The following is a 19,434-nucleotide window of genomic DNA, read 5'->3' as shown; positions in this document are numbered from 1 at the left end:
GAGCGGAGCCATTCCCATGCACGATTCGTTCTCCATCGCACGCGCCCGTGCGGCGACTTGCGCGGTGCGCGCCGGGATCGACCGCGATCCCGCGTTCGGCGCGGTCACCCCGCCGCTGGTGCTGTCCTCCAACTTCAGCTTCGCCGGTTTCAACGAAAAGCGCCGCTACGACTACACCCGCAGCGGCAACCCCACTCGCGACCTGCTCGGCGAGGCGCTGGCAGCGCTGGAAGGCGGCGCGGGCGGCGTCGTCACCGCCACCGGCATGGGCGCGGTGACGCTGGTGCTGCACGCGCTGCTGCGGCCGGGCGACGTGCTGGTGGTGCCGCACGACTGCTACGGCGGCAGCTGGCGGCTGTTCAACGCGCTGGCATCGAAGGGCGCGTTCGACCTGTTGACCTGCGACCTCACCGATCCGCGCGCGCTGGCCGAGGCGCTGGCGCGCCAGCCTGCGCTGGTCTGGGTCGAAACACCGTCCAATCCGCTACTGCGGATCACCGACCTGCGCGCGACGATTGCCGCCGCGCACGCGGCCGGCGCGCGCGTGGTGGTGGACAACACCTTCCTGTCGCCGCTGCTGCAGCGGCCGATCGCGGAGTTCGGCGCCGATGTGGTGGTGCATTCCACCACCAAGTACATCAACGGCCATAGCGACGTGGTCGGCGGCGCGGTGGTGGCGAAAGACGCCGGCCTGCACACCGAGCTGGGGTGGTGGGCGAACGCGCTGGGCCTGACCGGATCGCCGTTCGACAGCTTCCTCACTCTGCGCGGGCTGCGCACGCTGGATGCGCGGATGCGCGTGCACCAGGAGAACACCGAGGCGCTGGTGGCACTGCTGGACGGCCATCCGGCGCTGCGCGCGCTGCATTACCCGGGGCTGCCGGCGCATCCCGGGCATGCCCTCGCGGCGCGCCAGCAGCATGGCTTCGGCGCGATGCTGAGCCTGGAGCTCGAGGGCGGCGAGGCGGCGGTGCGCGCGTTCCTCGATGGCCTGCGCCATTTCACCCTGGCCGAGTCGCTGGGCGGGGTGGAGAGCCTGGTCGCGCATCCGGCCACCATGACCCATGCGGCGATGAGCGCGCAGGCGCGCGCGCAGGCCGGGATTTCCGATGGCCTGCTGCGGCTGTCGGTGGGCATCGAGCACGCCGACGATCTGGTGGCGGACCTGGCCGCCGCGCTGGAGCGGGCCCAGACGGCGTGTCCGGTCGAGCGGCGGGTCGCGCGATGAGCGCCTGCGCCTTCGTCATCCCGGCATCAGCGCCGGCGCGGGTGGCGCTGTTGGGCAGCGGCACCGTGGGGCGTGCGGTGTGGGCGCGGCTGGCCGGCTGGCAGGGCGGCGCATTCGCGCGGCGGTTGTCGCTGGTCTATGTCGCCAACTCGCGCACCGCGCTGGAGGCGCCGGATGGCATCGCCGGCGACCTGCAGCAGCGGCTGCAGGCCTCTGCGCGGGTCAGCCGGTTGCAGGACGTGGCGCATGTGCTGGGCGGTGCCGGCATCCGCATCGTGATCGACGCCACCGCCTCGGAAGCCGTGGCGGACCGGCATGCGCACTGGCTGGCGCAGGGCATCCACGTGGTGACCGCCTGCAAGCTGGGGCAGGGCACGTCGCTGGCGCGCTGGCGGGCGATCCAGCTGGCGGCCGCGGCCGGCGGCGCGTTCTATGGCGACAGCGCCACGGTTGGCGCCGGGTTGCCGCTGCTGCGCACGCTGCGCGCGCTGCAGGCGGGCGGCGACCGCATCCACGCGATCGCCGGGGTGCTGTCCGGTTCGCTGGCGTGGCTGTTCCACCACTACGACGGGCTGCGGCCGTTTTCCGGGTTCGTGCGGCAGGCGCGCGCGGCGGGCTTCACCGAGCCGGACCCGCGCGAGGACCTGTCCGGCGAGGACGTGCGGCGCAAGCTGCTGATCCTGGCGCGCGTCGCCGGCGTGCCGCTGGAGGCGGCGGACGTGCGCGTGCAGTCGCTGGTGCCAGAGGCGCTGGCCGGCGCCTCGCGCACGGCGCTGGACGCGGCCTTGCCGGCGCTGGATGCCCCGCTGCGCGCGCGCTACGCCGAGGCTTACAAGCGCGGCCAGCGGCTGCGCTTCATCGCCCGCCTGCACGCCGACGGTCGCGCGACGGTGGGGCTGGAGGCGCTGGACGCGGACGATCCGCTGGCCGGCGGCAGCGGCACCGACAACCTGGTGGCGATCTGGTGCGACCGCTATCCGCGCCAGCCGCTGGTGGTGCAGGGGCCGGGCGCCGGCGCGGAAGTGACCGCCGCGGCGCTGCTGGACGATGCGCTGGCGATCCAGGCCGCTGCTGGCGGTACGCCGCAGGATGTGCGGGTGGCCCTTGCGTCACGCCACGTCATGGGTCCCGATCCGGCTGCGCGCATCTCCACTGATCAGGATTTCACCCCGAAGAACTCCGCGATCGGCAGCGGGCGCTGGAAGGCAAAGCCCTGCGCGTAATCCACCTGCAGCGCGCGCAGTCGCTCGATCTGCGCCGCATCCTCGGCGTGTTCGGCCACCGCGCGAATGCCCAGCAGGTGGGCGATCTCGGTGATCGAGCGCACCACCGCCTCCGACAGCGGCGAGTTGGGCAGTGCATACACGAAGCTGCCGTCGATCTTCAGGTAGTCCACCGGCAAATCGCGCAGATAGCCGAACGAGCAGAAGCCGATGCCGAAATCGTCCAGCGCGAAGCGGCAGCCGAGGCTGCGCATCTGGGTCATGAAACGGCGGGCGCGGGTCATGTCGCGCACCACGCTGGTCTCGGTGATCTCCAGGCACAGTTGCTCGGCGCGCAGCGAGCTGCGGCGAAGGCGCGCGGCCAGATACTCGCGAAACTCCTCGTCCACCAGGGTGGCGGCGCCGAGGTTGATGCTGCACTGCGCGACCCGCGCAGCCGCGTCCGGATGCGACTCCAGCCAGGCCAGTGTCGTGTCCAGCACATAGCGGTCCAGGCGTGGGCCGATCCGGAAGCGCTCGGCGGCGGCGATCAGATGGGCGGGCGGGCGCAGCAGGCCTTCGCCATCGCGCCAGCGCAGCAGCACCTCGAAATGCAAGTGCTGCGGCTGCGGCGGATGCATGAGCGGCACGATCGGCTGGCACCACAGCTCCAGCCGGCGCTGGTCCAGCGCCTCGCGTGCTTCCAGCGCGCTGCGCACCATCCGGCTGCGGTCGCGCAGGCTCTCCGCATTGTCGGAAATCGCCAGCACGCGGTTGCCGCCGAGATCCTTGGCTTCGTGGCAGGCGGCGTCCACCTGCGACAGCAGCGCGTCGAAGCTGGGGTGCGGCGGCTGGCTGACGGCCAGGCCGATGCTGGCCGTGGCGCGCAGGTTGTCACCCTGCCAGGCGACCCGCATGGCCTCGATCGTATCCAGCACGCGACGGGCCACCGCCATTGCCTGTTCGACCGGCAGCGCGGCCAGCACGGTGAACTCATCACCGCCGCTACGCGCGATCAGGGCGTCGCAGTCTGCAAACTCGGTCTGCATCACGCGCGCGAGGTGGCGCAGCATCTCGTCGCCGGCGGCATGGCTGGCGGCATCGTTGACCAGCTTGAAGTTGTCCAGGTCGATGTAGAACAGACTGAGCGGACCCTCGTGGGAGGCCAGGCGCTGGCGCGCGCGCTCCTCGAACGCCTCGCGGTTGAGCAACTGGGTCAGCGCGTCGATCATGGCGCGCTCGTGCAGCGCGGCCATCGCCAAGAACCGCTCGTGATACGAGGCAGCGAGCAGCAGCGGGATGGTGGCGACCACCACCAGCGAGGCTATCAGCAGGGCCGTGTCCTGCAGCGACTCCAGGCGCTGCGTGTGGTCCAGCCCGATGCCGAGCCCAAGAATCAGGGTCAGGATGATGGTCACCACGGCGGTGGCGACCGCGGTGAAAGTGGGCGGGAAGCGCGCCGCCGACCACAGCAGCAGGGCCAGCGGCAGGGTGGCGGTGGCCAGCGGATACATACTGGTGCGATGCGCGAGTGCGATCGCGCCAGCCAGCAGCAGGGCCATCAGCAGCGACCACAGCAGGCGCTCGCGCCGACCGGCCAGGGACGGCGGCAGGCGCGTGGGGTCCTGGCGCGGAATCCCGAACAGCAGCAGCATGCACGGAGTGGTGGCCAAGGTGCCGAGCAGGTTGCCCAGCGCCCATTGCAGGAAGGCGCGCGGCCACTCCGTCGTCGGGATCATCCCGGCGACCAGCATTCCGCTGCTGCCGATGAGGGCGCTGACCAGACAGAGCAGGGCGCCGCCGCGCATCAGCAGGAAACCGTCGCTGGTGCGCAGCCGCAGCTGGCGCGTATGGGCGTTGACATACAGCGCCGCCAGCCAGGTCGCGAGCGCATTGCTACCGATCGAAAACGGCAGGAACAGCGGCGGCGTCGGCACCAGCAGCAGGTGCACCAATGCCTGCCCGGCGGCGATGGCCAGCACGTAGCGCTTGCCGAAGCGCAGCACCATCGCGTAGCCGATGCCAGCGGCCGGCCAGAACGGCACCACATCGCCCGGCGTGCGCACAAACACCACGGCCAGCGCGGCCCCGGCGAAGTACAGCGCGGCGAGCAGCGCACCTCTGGAGACCATCGCCGGGATGTCGCGCATGGAAACTCCTTCAATCGGCGGGCATGGGCGGGCGTAGGAAAGGCAGTGGATCGCCATCCACCCGAGGCCCATCGGCTTGCGGGGGCAGCGTGTCAGCGCCTGTCGCGTGCTCCGAGCAGCTGCCGCCGATGCGTTCCAGCAGCCCGCTTTCGATCAGCCATCCGGGGTCGCCGGCCGCCATCGTGAGGTCGGGCGGCAGCTGCGCCCCGGCTGCCGGCCGATAGGCCATCCAGGCATTGCGGCCGGCGGCCTTGGCGGCGTACAGCGCGCGGTCGGCCAGGGTCACCAGCTGCTCCCATGTCAGCAGCTGCGGGTGATGCGGGAACAGCGGGCACTCGATCAGGCCGATCGAGACGGTCAGCCGATGCATCTGGCCATTGCCCAGGTCGAACACATGCCCCGCGATCTGCTGGCACAGGCGCTGGCCGATCTCGGCCAGCTGGCCACGCGGCAGCGGGCGCAGCACCAGCAGGAACTCCTCGCCGCCCCAGCGCGCGGCGTAGTCGCCGCTGCGCTTGAGCGACTTCAGCAGCTGGCCGAGCTGCTCCAGCACGTGGTCGCCGGCGGCATGGCCCCAGGTGTCGTTGATGCGCTTGAAGTGATCCACATCCAGCAGCGCCAGCACCAGCGCTTCGCGGCCATCGCGGAAGGCCTCCTCGCGGGCATAGAAGGACAAATCCAGCGGCATTTGCTGGGTGAGGTAGCGGCGGTTGTGCAGGCCGGTCAGTGGGTCGGTGAGGCTGAGGCGTTCCAGCTTGGCGTTGGCGTCCTGGAGTTCGCGCGTGCGTGCCTCTACCAGACGCTCGAGCTCGGCGCGCTGGCGGGCATGCCGGTGCCGCTGCCAGAGGTAGCCCAGCCAGATCAACAGCAGGCCCAGCAGGCCGAGCGCGATGCGGAACGCGCCCGATTCGTAGAAGTGCGCCGGCACGGTGAGAGCCAGCCGCGCCGGTCCGCCCAGCGGAGCGTCTGGATCGAAATCGGCCAGCTCGAAGGTGTAGCGTCCCGGCGCCAGCCCGGTGTAGCCGATCCGGCGCTGGGTGGGGGATTCCAGCGGCGTCCAGCCGCGATCGAGGCCGATCAGGCGATAGCGCAGATCCGGCTGGCGCGCGGGATCGAGCATCGGCGCGCTGAAGTGGATTTGGAATTGACGCACATCCAGCGGCAGCGTCAGCGTGCCCATGACGGCGTCGAATGCCTGCTGGCCAGCGCGGACTTCCTCGATCCGCAGCGGCCAGGGCGGATCTACCGGCGCAGGCCGCGTGCTGACTTGCAGCACGCCGTCGCGGGTGGGCAGCCACAGCAGGCCGTCGCGCAGCAGGCCGCGGCCATTGCCGACGCCGTTGCAGCACTTGTCCTGCTGCCCGCCGGGTTGGGCGAAGCCGGAGTTGACCACGATGCGCGCGCGTAGCGCAGCACCGGGGGCGGAGCCGAGGCGAGCGAGCGCGGCCAGCGGCAGGCGGTACACCCCTTGGGTGCCGGCCACCCACAGGTCATTGCCGATCTGGGCCAGGTGGGTGGGGACGTTTCCCGGCAGCCCCCGGCCGTGGGCGAGGTCATGCCAGCGCCCGTCGGCATACAGCCAGAGCTGGTCATCGCCGCCCAGCACCAGCCGGCCATCGCGCAGTTCGAGCAGGGCGGTGACCCCGACCCCGGCGGGCAACCCGGTTTGCTGGCCGAATGGCAGGATGCGTCCCGCGCGCCATTCGTACAGGCCATCGGCCGTGCCCAGCAGCAGGCGCCCGCTGGAGAGCTGCAGCAAAATGCGCACGCGTGGATCGCGCAGCCCTTGCGCCTCGCCATAGCGCTGCAGGCGGCCAGCCGCCAGCCGGAAGGCGCCGTTGGTGGTGCCGAACCAGAGCGCGCCATCGCGGGCGCGCAGGATCGCGTGCACCTGCGCGTCGCGCAGCGGGTTCAGAAGCGGCGGGATGTCGGGCCGGGCATGGCCCGAACGCAGCACGGCCGCGCCGGCGCGGGTGCCGATCCAGAGCATGTCGGGCTCGGCCAGCAGGCTGTAGGCATCCGGATGCGGGAGCACGGCCCCGGTGGCCACCGGGACGAAGCGGCGGCCATCCCAGCGCGCCACGCCGTCACTGCTGCCGACCAGCACGCTGCCATCCGGCGCGGGCACGATCGTCCACAGCAGCGGCACGCGCAGCCCTTCGGCGGTCGACAGGCGGCGGGTGCGTCCATTCCAGATGCGCGCCAGGCCATCGGTCAGACTGCCGGTCCACAGATTGCCTTCCCGGTCCTCGAAGAGTGCGCGCAGGTTGCGGCTACCCGGGCGGTCGCTGATGCGCTCCGGTGCCCTGCCCGGCACCAGGCGCTCCAGGAAGTGCGGGGTGGCCAGCCACAGCGTGCCATCGTGGGTGACCGTCATGGTCTCGACGGCGTGACGCTGTTCGCCGTGGTGTTCGGGGAAGGCTTCCCAGATCCCATCGCGGCGTAGACGCAGCAGGCCGCTGCGGGTCGCGGCCAGCAACTCGCCGTCAAAGCGCGCCAGCGCTATCGGCGCAGCGGTGGCCAGTGCGTCCGGGAAGGGATACTCCTGGCGGCGACCGCCGTGGTCGAGCCGGATCACCCGGCCTCGGCTGCCGATCCAGAGCGCGTCTGCCTCCACTGAGAGCGCGCTGACCTCGGCGCCCACTGCCAGCAGGCGGCGCAGCCGCTCGCCCGTGACCACGTACAGGCCATCCGGCCCACCGACCAGGACGCTTTGCCCCTGCAGGGCGAGCGCTCGAACTGGAAAACGGCGTGGCGCGGAGATCTGCCCCGCCGGCAGCTCATGCAGGCGGCCGTCTGGCAGCAGCACCTGTAACCCGTTTGCGGTGCCGAGCCAGACGCGCCCCTGCCGATCCGGCAGCAAGGTTTGAATCATGTTGTCCAGGCCCAGGCGCCGGGTGCGCGGGTAGGCATGGAAGCGCACGCCATCGAAGCGCGCCAGCCCCGCCTGGGTGGCCAGCCAGAGCTGCCCGTCCGGCCCCTGGGTGATGGCCATCACGCTGATCTGCGGCAAGCCCTGGGCCACGTCCCAGGTATCGACCACGAAGTCGCGATACGGTTTGTCCTGGTCCAGGGCGAGCGCCGGAGCGGTGATGAGCAGGCCCAGCAGCAGCGCGACCCCTCGCAGCAGACACACCGCCTGCTGCGTCCAGCCCGTGCAGCGGGTGGCGGATGCGCGGTCGATCGTCGTCTCTCCCCCAGGTCCCCCCCCCCGAAAGGGGTGATGGCCAGCTTACCCTGAAACCGATAGCGGCCGGCAGGCCGCGGACTTGACGCTACGCACGCATCAGCACTCGATGACGTTCACCGCGAGCCCGCCGCGGCTGGTTTCCTTGTACTTGTCCTGCATGTCGCGGCCGGTGTCGCGCATGGTCTTGATCACCTTGTCCAGCGACACCTTGTGGCTGCCATCGCCGCGCAGGGCCATGCGGCTGGCGTTGATCGCCTTCACCGCGCCCATCGCATTGCGCTCGATGCAGGGAATCTGCACCAGCCCGCCGATCGGGTCGCAGGTCAGGCCCAGGTTGTGCTCCATGCCGATCTCGGCGGCGTTCTCCACCTGCGCCGGGCTGCCGCCGAGCGCGGCGGTGAGGCCGGCCGCGGCCATCGAGCAGGCCACCCCGACTTCGCCCTGGCAGCCCACCTCGGCCCCGCTGATCGAGGCGTTTTCCTTGTACAGGATGCCGATCGCGGCGGCGGTGAGCAGGAAATCGAACACACCCTGCTCGCTGGCGCCCGGGCAGAAACGGTCGTAGTAATGCAGCACGGCCGGCAGGATCCCGGCCGCGCCGTTGGTGGGCGCGGTGACCACGCGGCCGCCGGCGGCGTTCTCCTCGTTGACCGCCAGCGCGTACAGGTTGACCCAGTCGAGCACGGTGAGCGGATCGCGCATCGCCGCCTCGGGCCGTGCGGACAGCTCGGCATGCAGGGCCGGCGCGCGGCGCGCCACGTGCAGGCCGCCGGGCAACTCGCCCGGATGGCGGATGCCGCGCGCGACGCAGTCCTGCATCGCGCGCCAGATCTCGCGCAAGCCGGCGCGGATCTCCTCCGCGCTGCGCCAGGCCTGTTCGTTCTCGAACATCAAAGCGGCGATGCCGAGCCCGCTGCGCTGGCACTGCGCCAGCAGCTCGGCGCCGCTGTGGAAGGGATACGGCAGCTCGGTGGTATCGGCCACGATGCGGTCTTCGGCGGCCTCGTCCTGGTTCACCACGAAGCCGCCGCCGACCGAGTAGTAATCCCGGGTTGCGATCGCCGCGCCTTCGCCATCGAACGCAGTGAAGCGCATACCGTTGGTGTGGAAGGGCAGCTTCTGGCGCTTGTTCATGATCAGATCGTGCTTCTCGTCGAAGCCGATCACGTGGCGCCCCAGCAGGCGAATGCGCTTTTCGCTGCGGATGCGCTCCAGCGCGGCGGGAATCAGGTCGGGATCGATCTCGTTCGGCCAATGGCCTTCCAGTCCCATCAGGATCGCCTTGTCGGTGCCGTGGCCGCGACCGGTCATCGCCAGCGAGCCGAACACCTCCGCACGCACCCGCGCGGTGCGCTCCAGCGCGCCGTTCTGCTCCAGCCAGTGGCTGACGAAGCGCGCGGCCGCCCGCATCGGGCCGACCGTGTGCGAGGAGCTCGGGCCGATGCCGATTTTGTAGAGATCGAAGGTGGAGACGGCCATGCGTGTGGTTGGACTGAAAGGTTGCGTATTCTAGGCGCGTATACCCGTTGCTTTCCGACGCCGGCGTATGGAACTGATCCTCTATCAGCGCGACGACTGCCACCTGTGTGAGCAGGCGCTGGACGCGCTGGCGGCGGCGCGCGCGCCGGCTTTTGCGAGCCATTTCATCGACGGCGATCCGGCGCTGGAGGCGCATTATGGCCTGCGCGTGCCGGTGCTGCACGAGGCGCGCAGCGGGCGTGAGCTGGGCTGGCCCTTCACGGCGGAGGACGTGCGGCGGTTCCTGGCCGGGTGAGCCGTGGCGCTTGCATGTGCGGCCAAGGGTTGCCAGCATCCAGGCTTCGGGGAGGACGCCATGCATCGACGTTTCGCATTGCTGCTGTGGCTGGCCTGCGCCTGCGCCTGCGCCTGGGCGGCCGCGCCGGAGCGCCCGCGCTTTCGCATCACCGGGCCGGCGCAGGGCCTGCCTTCGACCGAGATCAAGGCGCTGGTGCGGGATGCCGACGGCTATCTGTGGATCGGCACCACCGACGGCTTGGCCCGCCACGATGGCGTGGACATGCGCGTCTGGCGGCATGATCCGGACGTGGCCGATGGCCTGCCCGGCAACAACGTGCAGGCGCTCTTGGTGGATGCGCGCAACCAGATCTGGGTGGCGGTGGAAGGCGAGGGCGTCAGCGTGCTGGATGCCGCGCGCGAGCACTTTCGCCACCTGCGCAAGGCCGACCACCCGCAGCTGGGCAGCGACGACGTGTGGGCGATGGCGCGCCAGGGCGATGCGGTGTGGCTGGGCACCTACGACGGTGGCCTGACCCGGGTCGCGGCGGATGGCGGCATGCGGCATTACGGTGTGGACGCCGGTCTGCCCGCGCCGACCGTGCTGGCGCTGGCGGTGGATGCCGACGGTGTGCTCTGGGTCGGCACCACCGAGGGGCTGGCGCGCCAGCGCGGAGACCGTTTCGAGCCGGTGAACCTGCCGGAGGCCGAGGGCCTGGCGCTGGTGTACGGGCTGTCGGCGCAGCGCGATGGGCTGTGGGTAGGCAGCAGCCAGGGCGTGTGGCGACGTGCCGAGGGGCGCTGGACGCAGCCGGCGTGGTCCCCGATGTTCCAGCGGCCCAACGCGATGATGGCGATCGTCACCGATGCCCAGGGCGACCACTGGATCGGCAGCCAGCGTGGGCTGTGGTACCAGCACCAGGCGCGCCCGCCGGTGCCGGTGCCGCTGGGGGGGCCGGCCATTCCGCGCGCGATTGGCGCCCTGCTCGGCGAGAAAGGCAATGCCCTGTGGGTGCCGGTGTTCGGCCGCGGCCTCGGCTACCTGCGCTCGGACTGGCGTCAGATGGCGGTTTATCAGGGCGTCGAGGATGGGTTGAATGGCGCGATGTACCGCGCGCTCGGCAAGGCTCGCGATGGCGGCGTGTGGCTGGGCGGGCTGGGCGGCGTGATCGAGCACATGGCCCCGGACGGCAGCCTTTCGGCGCTGCCGGACGCCGTGCTGGAACGCCTGCGCAGCGTCAAGCCAGCCGCCGTCGCCGAGGATGCCGACGGCCGCTTGTGGATCGCCCATCGCGGTGGCCTGATCCGGATCGTCGGCGAGACCGTCACCGAATGGACCGCCGAGGATGCCCAAGCCCCGGTGCCGGTCGGCCAGATCGGCTTCGTGCGGCTGGCGCGCGACGGCCGCCTGTGGTTGGCGGCGGTCGGTGGCGGCGTGCAGCAGCGCGATCCCGCCAGCGGCGCGATCCTGCGCGATCTGCGCGCGGGTGAACAGAGCGGACTGGGCGAGGCCGATATCGAGGACATGGCGCTGGCGGCGGACGATGCGCCGTGGTTGGCCACCAGTACCGGCGTGCTGCGCTTCGATCCGGTAGCTGCGCGCTTCGTGCCGGTGCCTGCAATGGGCCAGGGGCGGGTGTATGCACTCGCCTTCGACGGCGCCGATACCCTGTGGCTGCAGCGCCTGGCGGGGCTGGAGGGCTATCGCCGGCAGGGCGCGCAGTGGCGGCGCATCGTCCGCATCGACATCCGCCATGGCATGCCTGCGGTGGCGGCGGCGGCGCTGCTGGTGGATGCTCGCCATCGGGTCTGGATCACCACCAGCCGCGGGCTGTACCGCTGGGATCCGTCGCAGCAGCGACTGGCGCACATGGGCGCGCGCGATGACACCGGCGGCGAGGAATACCTCGACCGCGCGGCCGTGCTGCGCGACGACGGCCTGCTGGTGGCCGGCACCGCCGACGGTGGCCTGCGCATGGTGGATACGGCGATGGCCGATCCGTCGCCGCCGCCGCCGCGGTTGCGGTTCGATAGCCTTGCGGTGCGCCGACACGGAGCCTGGCAGCCTTTGCCGGCCGGCCCGCAGTCACGGCTGACGCCGGAGGATCGCGAGCTGCGCATCCGGTTTCGACTGCTGGATTTCGATGACCCCGCGGGCAACCGCTACTGGGCGTATCTGGAGGGCTTCGACCGCGGCTGGGTCGCATTGGGCGCGAGCGGTGATCGGGTGTTCGCCGGACTGATGCCGGGCCGCTACGTGCTACGCGTGCGCGCCCAGGATGCCGCCGGCAATCCAGCGCCCGAGCAGGCGCTGGCCTTCGAGATTCCGCCGCCGTGGTGGCGCACCGGCTGGGCGCTGGCGGCCTATGCCCTGATCGCGGCGCTCGTGCTGCTGCTGGCGGCGCGCGCGTATCGCCTGCGGCTGCATCGACTGCACGCCTTGCGGCTGGCCGAAGAAAAGCGGGCGCTGGCCGAACAAGCCTCGCAGGCAAAATCCCGCTTTCTGGCGACCCTTGGCCACGAGGTCCGCACGCCGATGACCGGCGTGCTGGGGATGGCCGAGCTGCTGCGCGCAAGCCCGCTGGATGCGCGCCAGCGCGGCTGGGTGGAGGCCATCCACCGCGCCGGCGAGCACTTGCTGCGGCTGGTCAACGATGCGCTCGACCTGGCCAGGATCGAAGCCGGCAAGCTGGAGCTGGCGCAGTCCGAGTTCTCGCTGCGCGCGCTGCTGGACGAAGTTGCCGGGCTGCTCGCCCCGGTGGCCGAGCGCAAGGGCCTGCGCTTCGTGGTCGAGGTGGCGGACGATGTGCCGGCCGGTCTGCGCGGCGACTGCACGCGCGTGCGCCAGATCTTGCTCAATCTGCTGGCCAACGCGATCAAGTTCACCGATGCCGGCGAGGTGCGTCTGCAGGTCGCGCCGCTGGCGCCGCAGGGCGTGCGCTGCCTCATCCGTGATACCGGGCCTGGCTTGAGCCAGGAACAGCAGCAGCGGCTGTTCCAACGCTTCGAGCAGGCCGAGGGCGCGCGCACCCACGAACGCTATGGCGGTAGCGGGCTGGGGCTGGCGATCTCGCAGGAGCTGGCGGCGGCGATGGGCGGGCGCATCACGGTGGAGAGCACGCTCGGCGCTGGCGCCAGCTTCACGGTGGAGCTGCCGTTGCCGGTGGTGGAAATGGCCGCGCCGGTCACGCCGGCGCAGGACTCTGCGGCGAGTACGCGCACCCTGCGGCTGCTGCTGGTGGAGGACGATCCGATCATCGCCGAGGTCATTGCCGGTCTGCTGCAGGCGCAGGGGCACACCGTCACACACGTCGGGCATGCGTTGGGCGCGCTCTCGGAAGCCAGCGCCGGCGCGTTCGATGCCGCCCTGCTGGATCTCGACCTGCCGGGAATGGACGGCCTGGCATTGGCGCAGACGTTGCGTGCACAGGGCTTCACTGCGCCGCTGCTGGCGGTCACCGCGCGGTCCGATGCGCAGGCCGAGGCGCAGGCGCGCGCCGCCGGGTTCGACGGCTTTTTGCGCAAGCCGGTGAGCGGAGAGAGGCTGGCACGCGCCTTGGATGCGGTGCTGGCCGCGCATCCGCAGGCGCTGCCAGCGTGCGCTCAGCGCGCGCTGTAGGCGTGCACCTCGTCCACCAGCGCGGCCACGTGGTCGGGGTTCATGTCCGGCGACAGGCCATGGCCGAGGTTGAAGACGTGGCCCTCGCGGCTGCCGCCGTTGCCGTCGCGGTAGCTGTCCAGCACCGCGCGGACCTGCGCGCGCACCGCGTCGGGGCTGCCATACAGCATTGCCGGGTCCAGGTTGCCCTGCAGCGCGACGCGGCCACCGTTGCGGCGCGCGGCATCCTCCAGGGTCACCGTCCAGTCCACGCCGATCGCATCCGCGCCGCTGGCGAACAGCGCATCGAGGTGGAGAGCATTGCCCTTGCCGAACAGGATCACCGGCACCTCGGCGGACTTCAGTTCGCGCGCGATGCGGATGAGATAGGGCAGGGAGAACTCGCGGTACATCGCCGGCGACAGGGTGCCGCCCCAGGTGTCGAACACCTGCAGCGCCTGCGCGCCGGCCGCGCGCTGCGCGCCCAGATATGCGATCACCGCGTCGGTGACGGTGTCCAGCAATCGGTGCATCGCCGCCGGTTCATTCAATGCCAGCGCCTTGACCTTGCCCCACTCCTTGCTGCCGCCGCCTTCCACCATGTAGCAGGCCAGCGTCCACGGACTGCCGGAGAAGCCGATCAGCGGCACTGCGCCGTCCAACTCGCGGCGGATCAGGCGCACCGCGTCCATCACATAGCGCAGCTCGGTCTCCATGTCCGGCACGGCCAGCGCGGCGATGTCGGCGGCGCTGCGCAGCGGGCGTTCGAACTTGGGGCCTTCGCCTTCGGCGAAATACAGGCCGAGCCCCATCGCGTCGGGCACGGTGAGGATGTCGGAGAACAGGATCGCGGCGTCCAGCGGGAACCGGCGCAGCGGCTGCAGGGTCACCTCGCACGCCAGTTCCGGGGTCTTGGCCATCGCCAGGAAGCTGCCGGCGGCCTTGCGGGTGGCGCGGTATTCCGGCAGGTAGCGACCGGCCTGGCGCATCAGCCAGACCGGCGTGCAGTCCACCGGCTCGCGCCGCAGCGCGCGCAGGAGACGATCGTTCTTCAGAGGCGTGGACACGGATGGATCTCCGGAAGGAATGACAGGCCCGGCAAGGTGCGGGCGATCGCAGGGTGGCGGTGCAGGGATGGCTTACCTCGGGGCATCGGCGCCCTGCGCGAACACCAGCTGGAAGCCTTTGCGCAGCTGCGCGTCGCGTTCCTTTTCCAGCGCCGCCAGCGCGCTGGCCTGGTCGGGATAGAGCGTGCGCCGCAGGGTGCTGCGGCCGCCGGTCTGGCCGCTCTCGCGCAGCAGCTCCCAGCCGCCCAGCAGGTCGGGCTGGAGCTGGAGCTGGACGAAGCGCGGGGCTTCGCGGCCGTCGGGGCGTTGTTGCAGCAGCAGGCGCATGGGGGCGGATTGTACGGTCTCGCCGCGTCCTGCGCGCCTCGGCAGGCGCGATTCTCAGGCGTTGCCGAGCACCGACCGCACTGCGGCTTCGTCCACGCCGGACACCACGCGTGCCAGGCCGGGGCCGTTCCAGAGAATGAAGCGCAGGCCGTCCGACTGCGCCTTCTTGTCCAGCCGCATCCGCGCCAGCAGCGCGTCCGGCGCCAGCCCGGCGGGCAGCGCCACCGGCAGGCCGAAACGCAGCAGCAGTGCGCGCAGTGCGTCCGCGTCCGCCCATGAGGCCAGCCCCAGCGTGGCCGACAGCCGCGCGGCCAGCAGCATGCCCACCGCCACCGCCTCGCCGTGGTTGAGGCCGCACCCATAGCCCTGCTCGGCCTCGATCGCGTGGGCGAAGGTGTGGCCGAAGTTGAGCAGTGCGCGCTCGCCGCGCTCGTGCGGGTCCCGTTCGGTGATCGCGGCCTTGTGCAGGCAGCTGCGGGCGATGGCCTCGGCCAGCGCGGCATCGTCGCCGGCCAGCAGCGCCTCGGCGTGTTCGGCCAGCCAGGCGAGGAAGGGCGCATCCACGATCGCGCCGTACTTGATGACCTCGGCCAGCCCGGCGCGTAGTTCGCGCGGCGGCAGCGTGCGCAGGGTCGCGGTATCGGCCACCACCGCGCGCGGCGGATGGAACGCGCCGACCAGGTTCTTGCCCTGCGGGATGTCCACCGCAGTCTTGCCGCCGACCGAGGAATCCACCATTGCCAGCAGGGTGGTGGGCAGCTGCACGCAGTCGATCCCGCGCATCCAGCAGGCGGCGGCGAAGCCGGCCAGGTCGCCGACCACCCCGCCACCGAGCGCGAACACGCAGGCATCACGGGTGGCGCCGAGCGCGGCCAGGGCATCGATCACCGCGGCGAAGTTGGCCAGCGTCTTTTCCGCTTCGCCGGCGCGCAGCACGTGGCGGCCGATCCGCAGGTCCGGCCGCGCCGCGCGCAGCGCGTCCTCCACCGCCTGCGCATACAGCGGGGCCACGTGGCTGTCGCTGACGACGAGCGCGTGGCGGCCGCGCAGCGTCCGCGTCAGCAGCGCGCCGTCGGTGAGCAGGCCGGTGCCGATATGGATGCGGTAGGGCGCGGCGCCAGCCACGTCCACGATGCGCGTGGGATCGGTCATGCGGGGCAGGGCTCCAGAGTGGCCAGCCGGTCGGCCAGGGCGTGGGCGGCGGCGTCCGGCATCAGCAGGCTGGCATCGAATGTGAGATGCGCGGTCTCGCGGTACAGCGGCTCGCGCTGCGCCTGCAGGGCGGCCAGCGTGGCGGCCGGGTCGGCGGTCTGCAGCAGCGGCCGGCGGGTGTCTTCGCGGAGCCGCGCCAGCTGAATCGCCGGATCGACGGTCAGGTACACCACCGTGGCCGCCGCGCGCATCGCCGCGCGGTTGCCGGCATCCAGCACCGCGCCGCCGCCGGTGGCGATCACCGCGGGCGCTCCGTCCAGCGCGGTCGCCAGCGCCTGCGCCTCGCGGCGGCGAAAGCCGGCCTCGCCTTCCTGCGCGAAGATCGCCGCGATCGTCTGCCCGGCATCGGCCTCGATGCGGGCATCCAGGTCCACGAACGGGCGCGCCAGGTGCGCCGCGAGCAGGCGCCCGAGGGTGGTCTTGCCCGCCCCCATCGGGCCGATCAGCAGAATGTGTGGACGCGCGCGCATGGCGGCACATGCTAGCAGCCGTGCGGCGCGCGTTCGGCTGCGCGACAATGGGCGCATGAGCACGCTGCCCGATGTGATCCTGCACACCTTCGATGCCCTGTTCGCCGAGGCCGCGGCGGCCGGGGAGCCCGATCCCACCGCGATGACCCTGGCCACCGCCACGCCCGATGGCGCGCCCTCCGCCCGCGTCGTGCTGCTGAAAGCGCACGACGCCCGCGGTTTCGTCTTCTACAGCCATCTCGACGGGCGCAAGGGCCGCGAGCTGCAGGCCAATCCGCGCGCGGCGCTGCTGTTCCACTGGCCGCGCGTGCGCAATGGCGTGCAGGTGCGGATCGAGGGCGCGGTGGAACTGGTGTCGGACGCCGAGGCCGATGCCTATTTCGCGACCCGCCCGCGCGGTAGCCAGCTGGGCGCGTGGGCCTCGAAGCAGTCCGAGACGCTGGAGGCGCGCGCCACGTTCGAGGCGCGCCTGGCCGAGTTCGAACGCCAGTTCGAGGGCCGCGCGGTACCGCGCCCGCCGCGCTGGACCGGCTTCCGGGTGGTGCCGCACGCGGTGGAGTTCTGGTACGGCGCGCAATACCGCCTGCACGAGCGCCATCTGCACGAGCGCAGTGCGGACGGTGTCTGGTCCGAGCGGATGCTGTATCCATGAGCCTGCAGCCGGCCTACCGCGTCAGCGTGCAGGTGCCGCCGGCGTACGTGCAGGCGGTGCAGGACGGGATCTGCGCGGTGGAGCCGCTGCGGGGCGGCCACTATGACCGCGTGATGTGGATCGACGCCGTCGGCGAGGAGCAGTTCCGCCCGCTGCCGGGCGCCAATCCGGCATACGGCCGCATTGGCGAACTGGCGAAGGTGGCCAGCGTGCGATTGGTGTTCACCCTGCCGCGCGATCCGCAGCGGCTGGCGCGGGTGATCGAGGCCGGCATCCGCCCGCACCATCCGTGGGAAGTGCCGGCGATCTTCGTGGACGAATGCCTGATCTGGGCACCATTGGCATGAGCGGCCCGCGCCGGATCGTCTGCCTGACCGAAGAGCCCACCGAAGTCCTATACGCGCTGGGCGAGCAGGACCGCATCGTCGGCATCAGCGGCTTCACCGTGCGCCCACCGCAGGCGCGGCGCGAGAAGCCGAAGGTCAGCGCGTTCACCTCGGCCAAAATCGACGACATCCTGAAGCTCGCGCCGGACTTCGTGGTCGGCTTTTCCGACATCCAGGCCGACATCGCGCAGGCGCTGATCCGCCGCGGCGTGGAGGTGTGGATCAGCAACCACCGCAGCGTGGAGGGCATCCTCGACTACGTGCGCCGGCTGGGCGCGCTGGTCGGCGCCGGCGAAAAGGCGAATGCGTATGTCGATGGCCTGCGCCGCGGACTGGAGGCCATCGAGCGCGAAGCGGCAATGTTGCCGCGCCGACCGAAGGTCTATTTCGAGGAGTGGGACACGCCGCCGATCACCGGCATCCAGTGGGTGGCCGAGCTGATCCGCATCGCCGGCGGCGACGACATCTTCCCGGAGCGTGCGCGCGAGCCGTTGGCGAAGGCGCGCATCCTGGAGGACCCGCACGAGGTGGTGCGGCGCGCGCCGGACATCATCCTCGGCAGCTGGTGCGGCAAGCGCTTCCGTCCAGAAAAGGTCGCTGCCCGTCCCGGCTGGGAGGCGATCCCGGCGGTGCGGGACGGGCAGCTGTTCGAGATCAAGTCGCCGCGGATCCTGCAGCCGGGCCCGGCGGCGCTGACCGATGGCGTGGCGGATATCGCCCGCATCGTGCGCAACTGGGCGCGGCGACCGGTGCCGGCATAAGGGGGAGCGTCTGCCGACGGCGCCTCGTCCCGGAACAGGGGCGAAAGGGTGGGCGTCCTTGCCCTGCATCCGCGTGGGCGGAGATTCTATTTGGAGACTGCCACCGCCGACGCGGGGCAGCAGCGCCGGAAATAGGCGGGGCATCCCTGCCCCAGACCGGCGCCTTCCCGGCGCCGTTGTGGCGATGTGATGTCGGCCGGCGCCGGCATCACACCCCTCCCCAGAATCAATGAGCGACAGCTGCCTTACTGCGTCTGGGTGCCATCGCGTTCGCAATGGCCTTGCTTGTTGCCGCGCGGGTCGGGCCCGACCCAGTGAAACCCTACCGGACAAAGCGATACGGCCTTCCGCCCAGTCGTTTCATCCTCAGTTTCTCCTTTGAGCTTGCCTTTCATCAGCTTTGATGGCACCGGCGAGCCCGCCGGCCCCATGATTCCGCCTGGCTCGACGCCACCCGCGCTCGGGCGACGCTCTTCGATGGGCGCGGGAATCTGTGGACGATTGATCAGCACCGGACGCGTGGGCCTGTCGGCGCCTTCCTTGGCGGTTTGCTGGCCATTGCTGCCGCAGTAGGGCGGGCAGATCTGAACATGATCCTGCCCGGAGGCGGCCTGCTTGGCCGTGGAGGTCGGCGGCATCGGGGCGGGCGCTGCCTTTGCGCACGTGGTCTGACCGTTCTTCAGGTGAACCACCGCAAAGCCCGGAGGGCAGGGCAGCGCAGGCTCGACCGGGTTGCCGCCCGGATTCGCCGGCAACTCGCCATTGCCGATGCCGGGATCACGCGGGAGGTGATGTGGAGCGGGCTGCTCCCCAGGGATCGGGCGCGGGCGCGGCCCCGGCGGCAGCGGGTCTTTCGGATGCGGCGGCCGTGGACCATCGCTGGGGAGGCCGATGGGGCCCGGCCCAGGCGATGGCGGTTCGTCTCCATTGCCCGGTCCCTTGGGCGGCACGATGCGGGCATCCGGAACGGGGCCACCGGTGGCTTTCATGATTTCCCGATAACGGATCGGGATGACACACTTCTGGAGGGTAGTGCTCCATACATACGGCCGATCGCAGGCACCGTTTTCGCGCGCTTCGGCTTTTTTGGAACTTCCGGGGTCGGTAGCGCCCTTGATGTTGCTGCTCTTCTGTTTGATCGTGATGCGTTGCGCAGATGCAGCGCTGGTGTCTTGTGCGGTAGTGGATTGTGCGAGGGCGAGATTGCCGGTCAGCGTGAGACCGGTGCCGACCAGCAAGGTGAGGATCAATGGTGAACGCATGGCAGTGTCCATGAAAGGGTGAGGATTCGATGGCCTCTGTCGGCAGGCGACATGCCTGCCGACAATGGGAGAGATCGCACTTGGGGAGAATGTTTTTTTCACGATCGGCGCGTGCGATCGCATCCAGATGTAGGCTTTCGTTCAGAATGAGCCCATCGTGGCCGACGCGGCGGC

15 protein-coding genes are annotated in these 19,434 nt (G+C 71.0%); 7 read left to right on the top strand and 8 right to left on the bottom strand.

Annotation, left to right across the window (positions count from 1 at the left end; translation table 11 throughout):
- Positions 1-16 precede the first annotated feature (16 nt).
- Both metB and ML342_RS08755 read left to right on the top strand, forming a co-directional pair.
- Complete coding sequence (metB, locus tag ML342_RS08760; RefSeq protein WP_240126674.1) at positions 17-1,228, top strand: cystathionine gamma-synthase; 1,212 nt, start codon at positions 17-19, stop codon at positions 1,226-1,228.
- A complete protein-coding gene (locus ML342_RS08755) occupies positions 1,225-2,451 on the top strand; it encodes a homoserine dehydrogenase family protein (protein ID WP_240126673.1) in 1,227 nt (408 codons plus the stop codon). The genes metB and ML342_RS08755 overlap by 4 nt, the downstream gene beginning before the upstream one ends.
- Here ML342_RS08755 and ML342_RS08750 read toward each other — a convergent pair.
- The 3 genes from ML342_RS08750 to ML342_RS08740 all read right to left on the bottom strand — a co-directional run bounded on the left by ML342_RS08750 (position 2,385) and on the right by ML342_RS08740 (position 9,249).
- Positions 2,385-4,580 carry a putative bifunctional diguanylate cyclase/phosphodiesterase gene (locus tag ML342_RS08750; protein WP_240126672.1) on the bottom strand — a complete coding sequence of 732 codons (2,196 nt, stop codon included), beginning with the start codon at positions 4,578-4,580 and terminating at the stop codon, positions 2,385-2,387. The genes ML342_RS08755 and ML342_RS08750 overlap by 67 nt on opposite strands.
- A gap of 10 nt (positions 4,581-4,590) precedes the next feature.
- A complete protein-coding gene (locus ML342_RS08745) occupies positions 4,591-7,716 on the bottom strand; it encodes a diguanylate cyclase (protein WP_240126671.1) in 3,126 nt (1,041 codons plus the stop codon).
- Between the two features lie 150 nt (positions 7,717-7,866).
- On the bottom strand, positions 7,867-9,249 hold the full coding sequence (locus ML342_RS08740; protein WP_240126670.1) for an L-serine ammonia-lyase: 1,383 nt from the start codon (positions 9,247-9,249) through the stop codon (positions 7,867-7,869).
- A 67-nt stretch (positions 9,250-9,316) separates the two neighbouring features.
- On the opposite strand from ML342_RS08740, the gene ML342_RS08735 reads away from it, so the two are divergent.
- Positions 9,317-9,544 (top strand): glutaredoxin family protein, encoded by a 228-nt coding sequence (locus ML342_RS08735; RefSeq protein ID WP_240126669.1) that lies wholly within the window; start codon positions 9,317-9,319, stop codon positions 9,542-9,544.
- A gap of 60 nt (positions 9,545-9,604) precedes the next feature.
- Complete coding sequence (locus ML342_RS08730; protein ID WP_240126668.1) at positions 9,605-13,144, top strand: hybrid sensor histidine kinase/response regulator; 3,540 nt, start codon at positions 9,605-9,607, stop codon at positions 13,142-13,144.
- Here the strand turns inward: ML342_RS08730 and hemE are convergent.
- The 4 genes from hemE to ML342_RS08710 all read right to left on the bottom strand — a co-directional run bounded on the left by hemE (position 13,129) and on the right by ML342_RS08710 (position 16,199).
- Positions 13,129-14,190, bottom strand: coding sequence for a uroporphyrinogen decarboxylase (gene hemE / locus ML342_RS08725; RefSeq protein WP_240126667.1), 1,062 nt, complete (start codon positions 14,188-14,190; stop codon positions 13,129-13,131). The genes ML342_RS08730 and hemE overlap by 16 nt on opposite strands.
- Before the next feature lie 72 nt (positions 14,191-14,262).
- A complete protein-coding gene (locus ML342_RS08720; protein WP_240126666.1) occupies positions 14,263-14,517 on the bottom strand; it encodes a WGR domain-containing protein in 255 nt (84 codons plus the stop codon).
- A gap of 54 nt (positions 14,518-14,571) precedes the next feature.
- The gene (aroB, locus tag ML342_RS08715; protein ID WP_240126665.1) at positions 14,572-15,669 is read right to left on the bottom strand and encodes a 3-dehydroquinate synthase; all 1,098 of its coding nucleotides are present in this window, start codon (positions 15,667-15,669) and stop codon (positions 14,572-14,574) included.
- The gene (locus ML342_RS08710; protein ID WP_240126664.1) at positions 15,666-16,199 is read right to left on the bottom strand and encodes a shikimate kinase; all 534 of its coding nucleotides are present in this window, start codon (positions 16,197-16,199) and stop codon (positions 15,666-15,668) included. The genes aroB and ML342_RS08710 overlap by 4 nt, the downstream gene beginning before the upstream one ends.
- 55 nt (positions 16,200-16,254) lie before the next feature.
- Between ML342_RS08710 and pdxH the strand changes: the two genes are divergently transcribed.
- Genes pdxH through ML342_RS08695 form a run of 3 tightly spaced genes read left to right on the top strand, consistent with a single transcriptional unit; the run spans position 16,255 to position 17,998 of the window.
- A complete protein-coding gene (pdxH, locus tag ML342_RS08705) occupies positions 16,255-16,851 on the top strand; it encodes a pyridoxamine 5'-phosphate oxidase (RefSeq protein ID WP_240126663.1) in 597 nt (198 codons plus the stop codon).
- Positions 16,848-17,198, top strand: a complete 351-nt coding sequence (locus ML342_RS08700) for a YqfO family protein (protein WP_240126662.1) — start codon at positions 16,848-16,850, stop codon at positions 17,196-17,198. The genes pdxH and ML342_RS08700 overlap by 4 nt, the downstream gene beginning before the upstream one ends.
- Entirely contained in the window at positions 17,195-17,998 is an 804-nt protein-coding gene (locus ML342_RS08695) for a cobalamin-binding protein (RefSeq protein ID WP_240126661.1), read from the top strand. The genes ML342_RS08700 and ML342_RS08695 overlap by 4 nt, the downstream gene beginning before the upstream one ends.
- A gap of 245 nt (positions 17,999-18,243) precedes the next feature.
- Here ML342_RS08695 and ML342_RS08690 read toward each other — a convergent pair whose 3' ends face one another.
- Positions 18,244-19,272 (bottom strand): hypothetical protein, encoded by a 1,029-nt coding sequence (locus ML342_RS08690; RefSeq protein ID WP_240126660.1) that lies wholly within the window; start codon positions 19,270-19,272, stop codon positions 18,244-18,246.
- Positions 19,273-19,434 lie beyond the last annotated feature (162 nt).

It is taken from the genome of Thermomonas alba, from assembly GCF_022419205.1.
Lineage (GTDB): Bacteria > Pseudomonadota > Gammaproteobacteria > Xanthomonadales > Xanthomonadaceae > Thermomonas > Thermomonas alba.
This window is presented reverse-complemented; position numbering and strand designations above follow the sequence as displayed.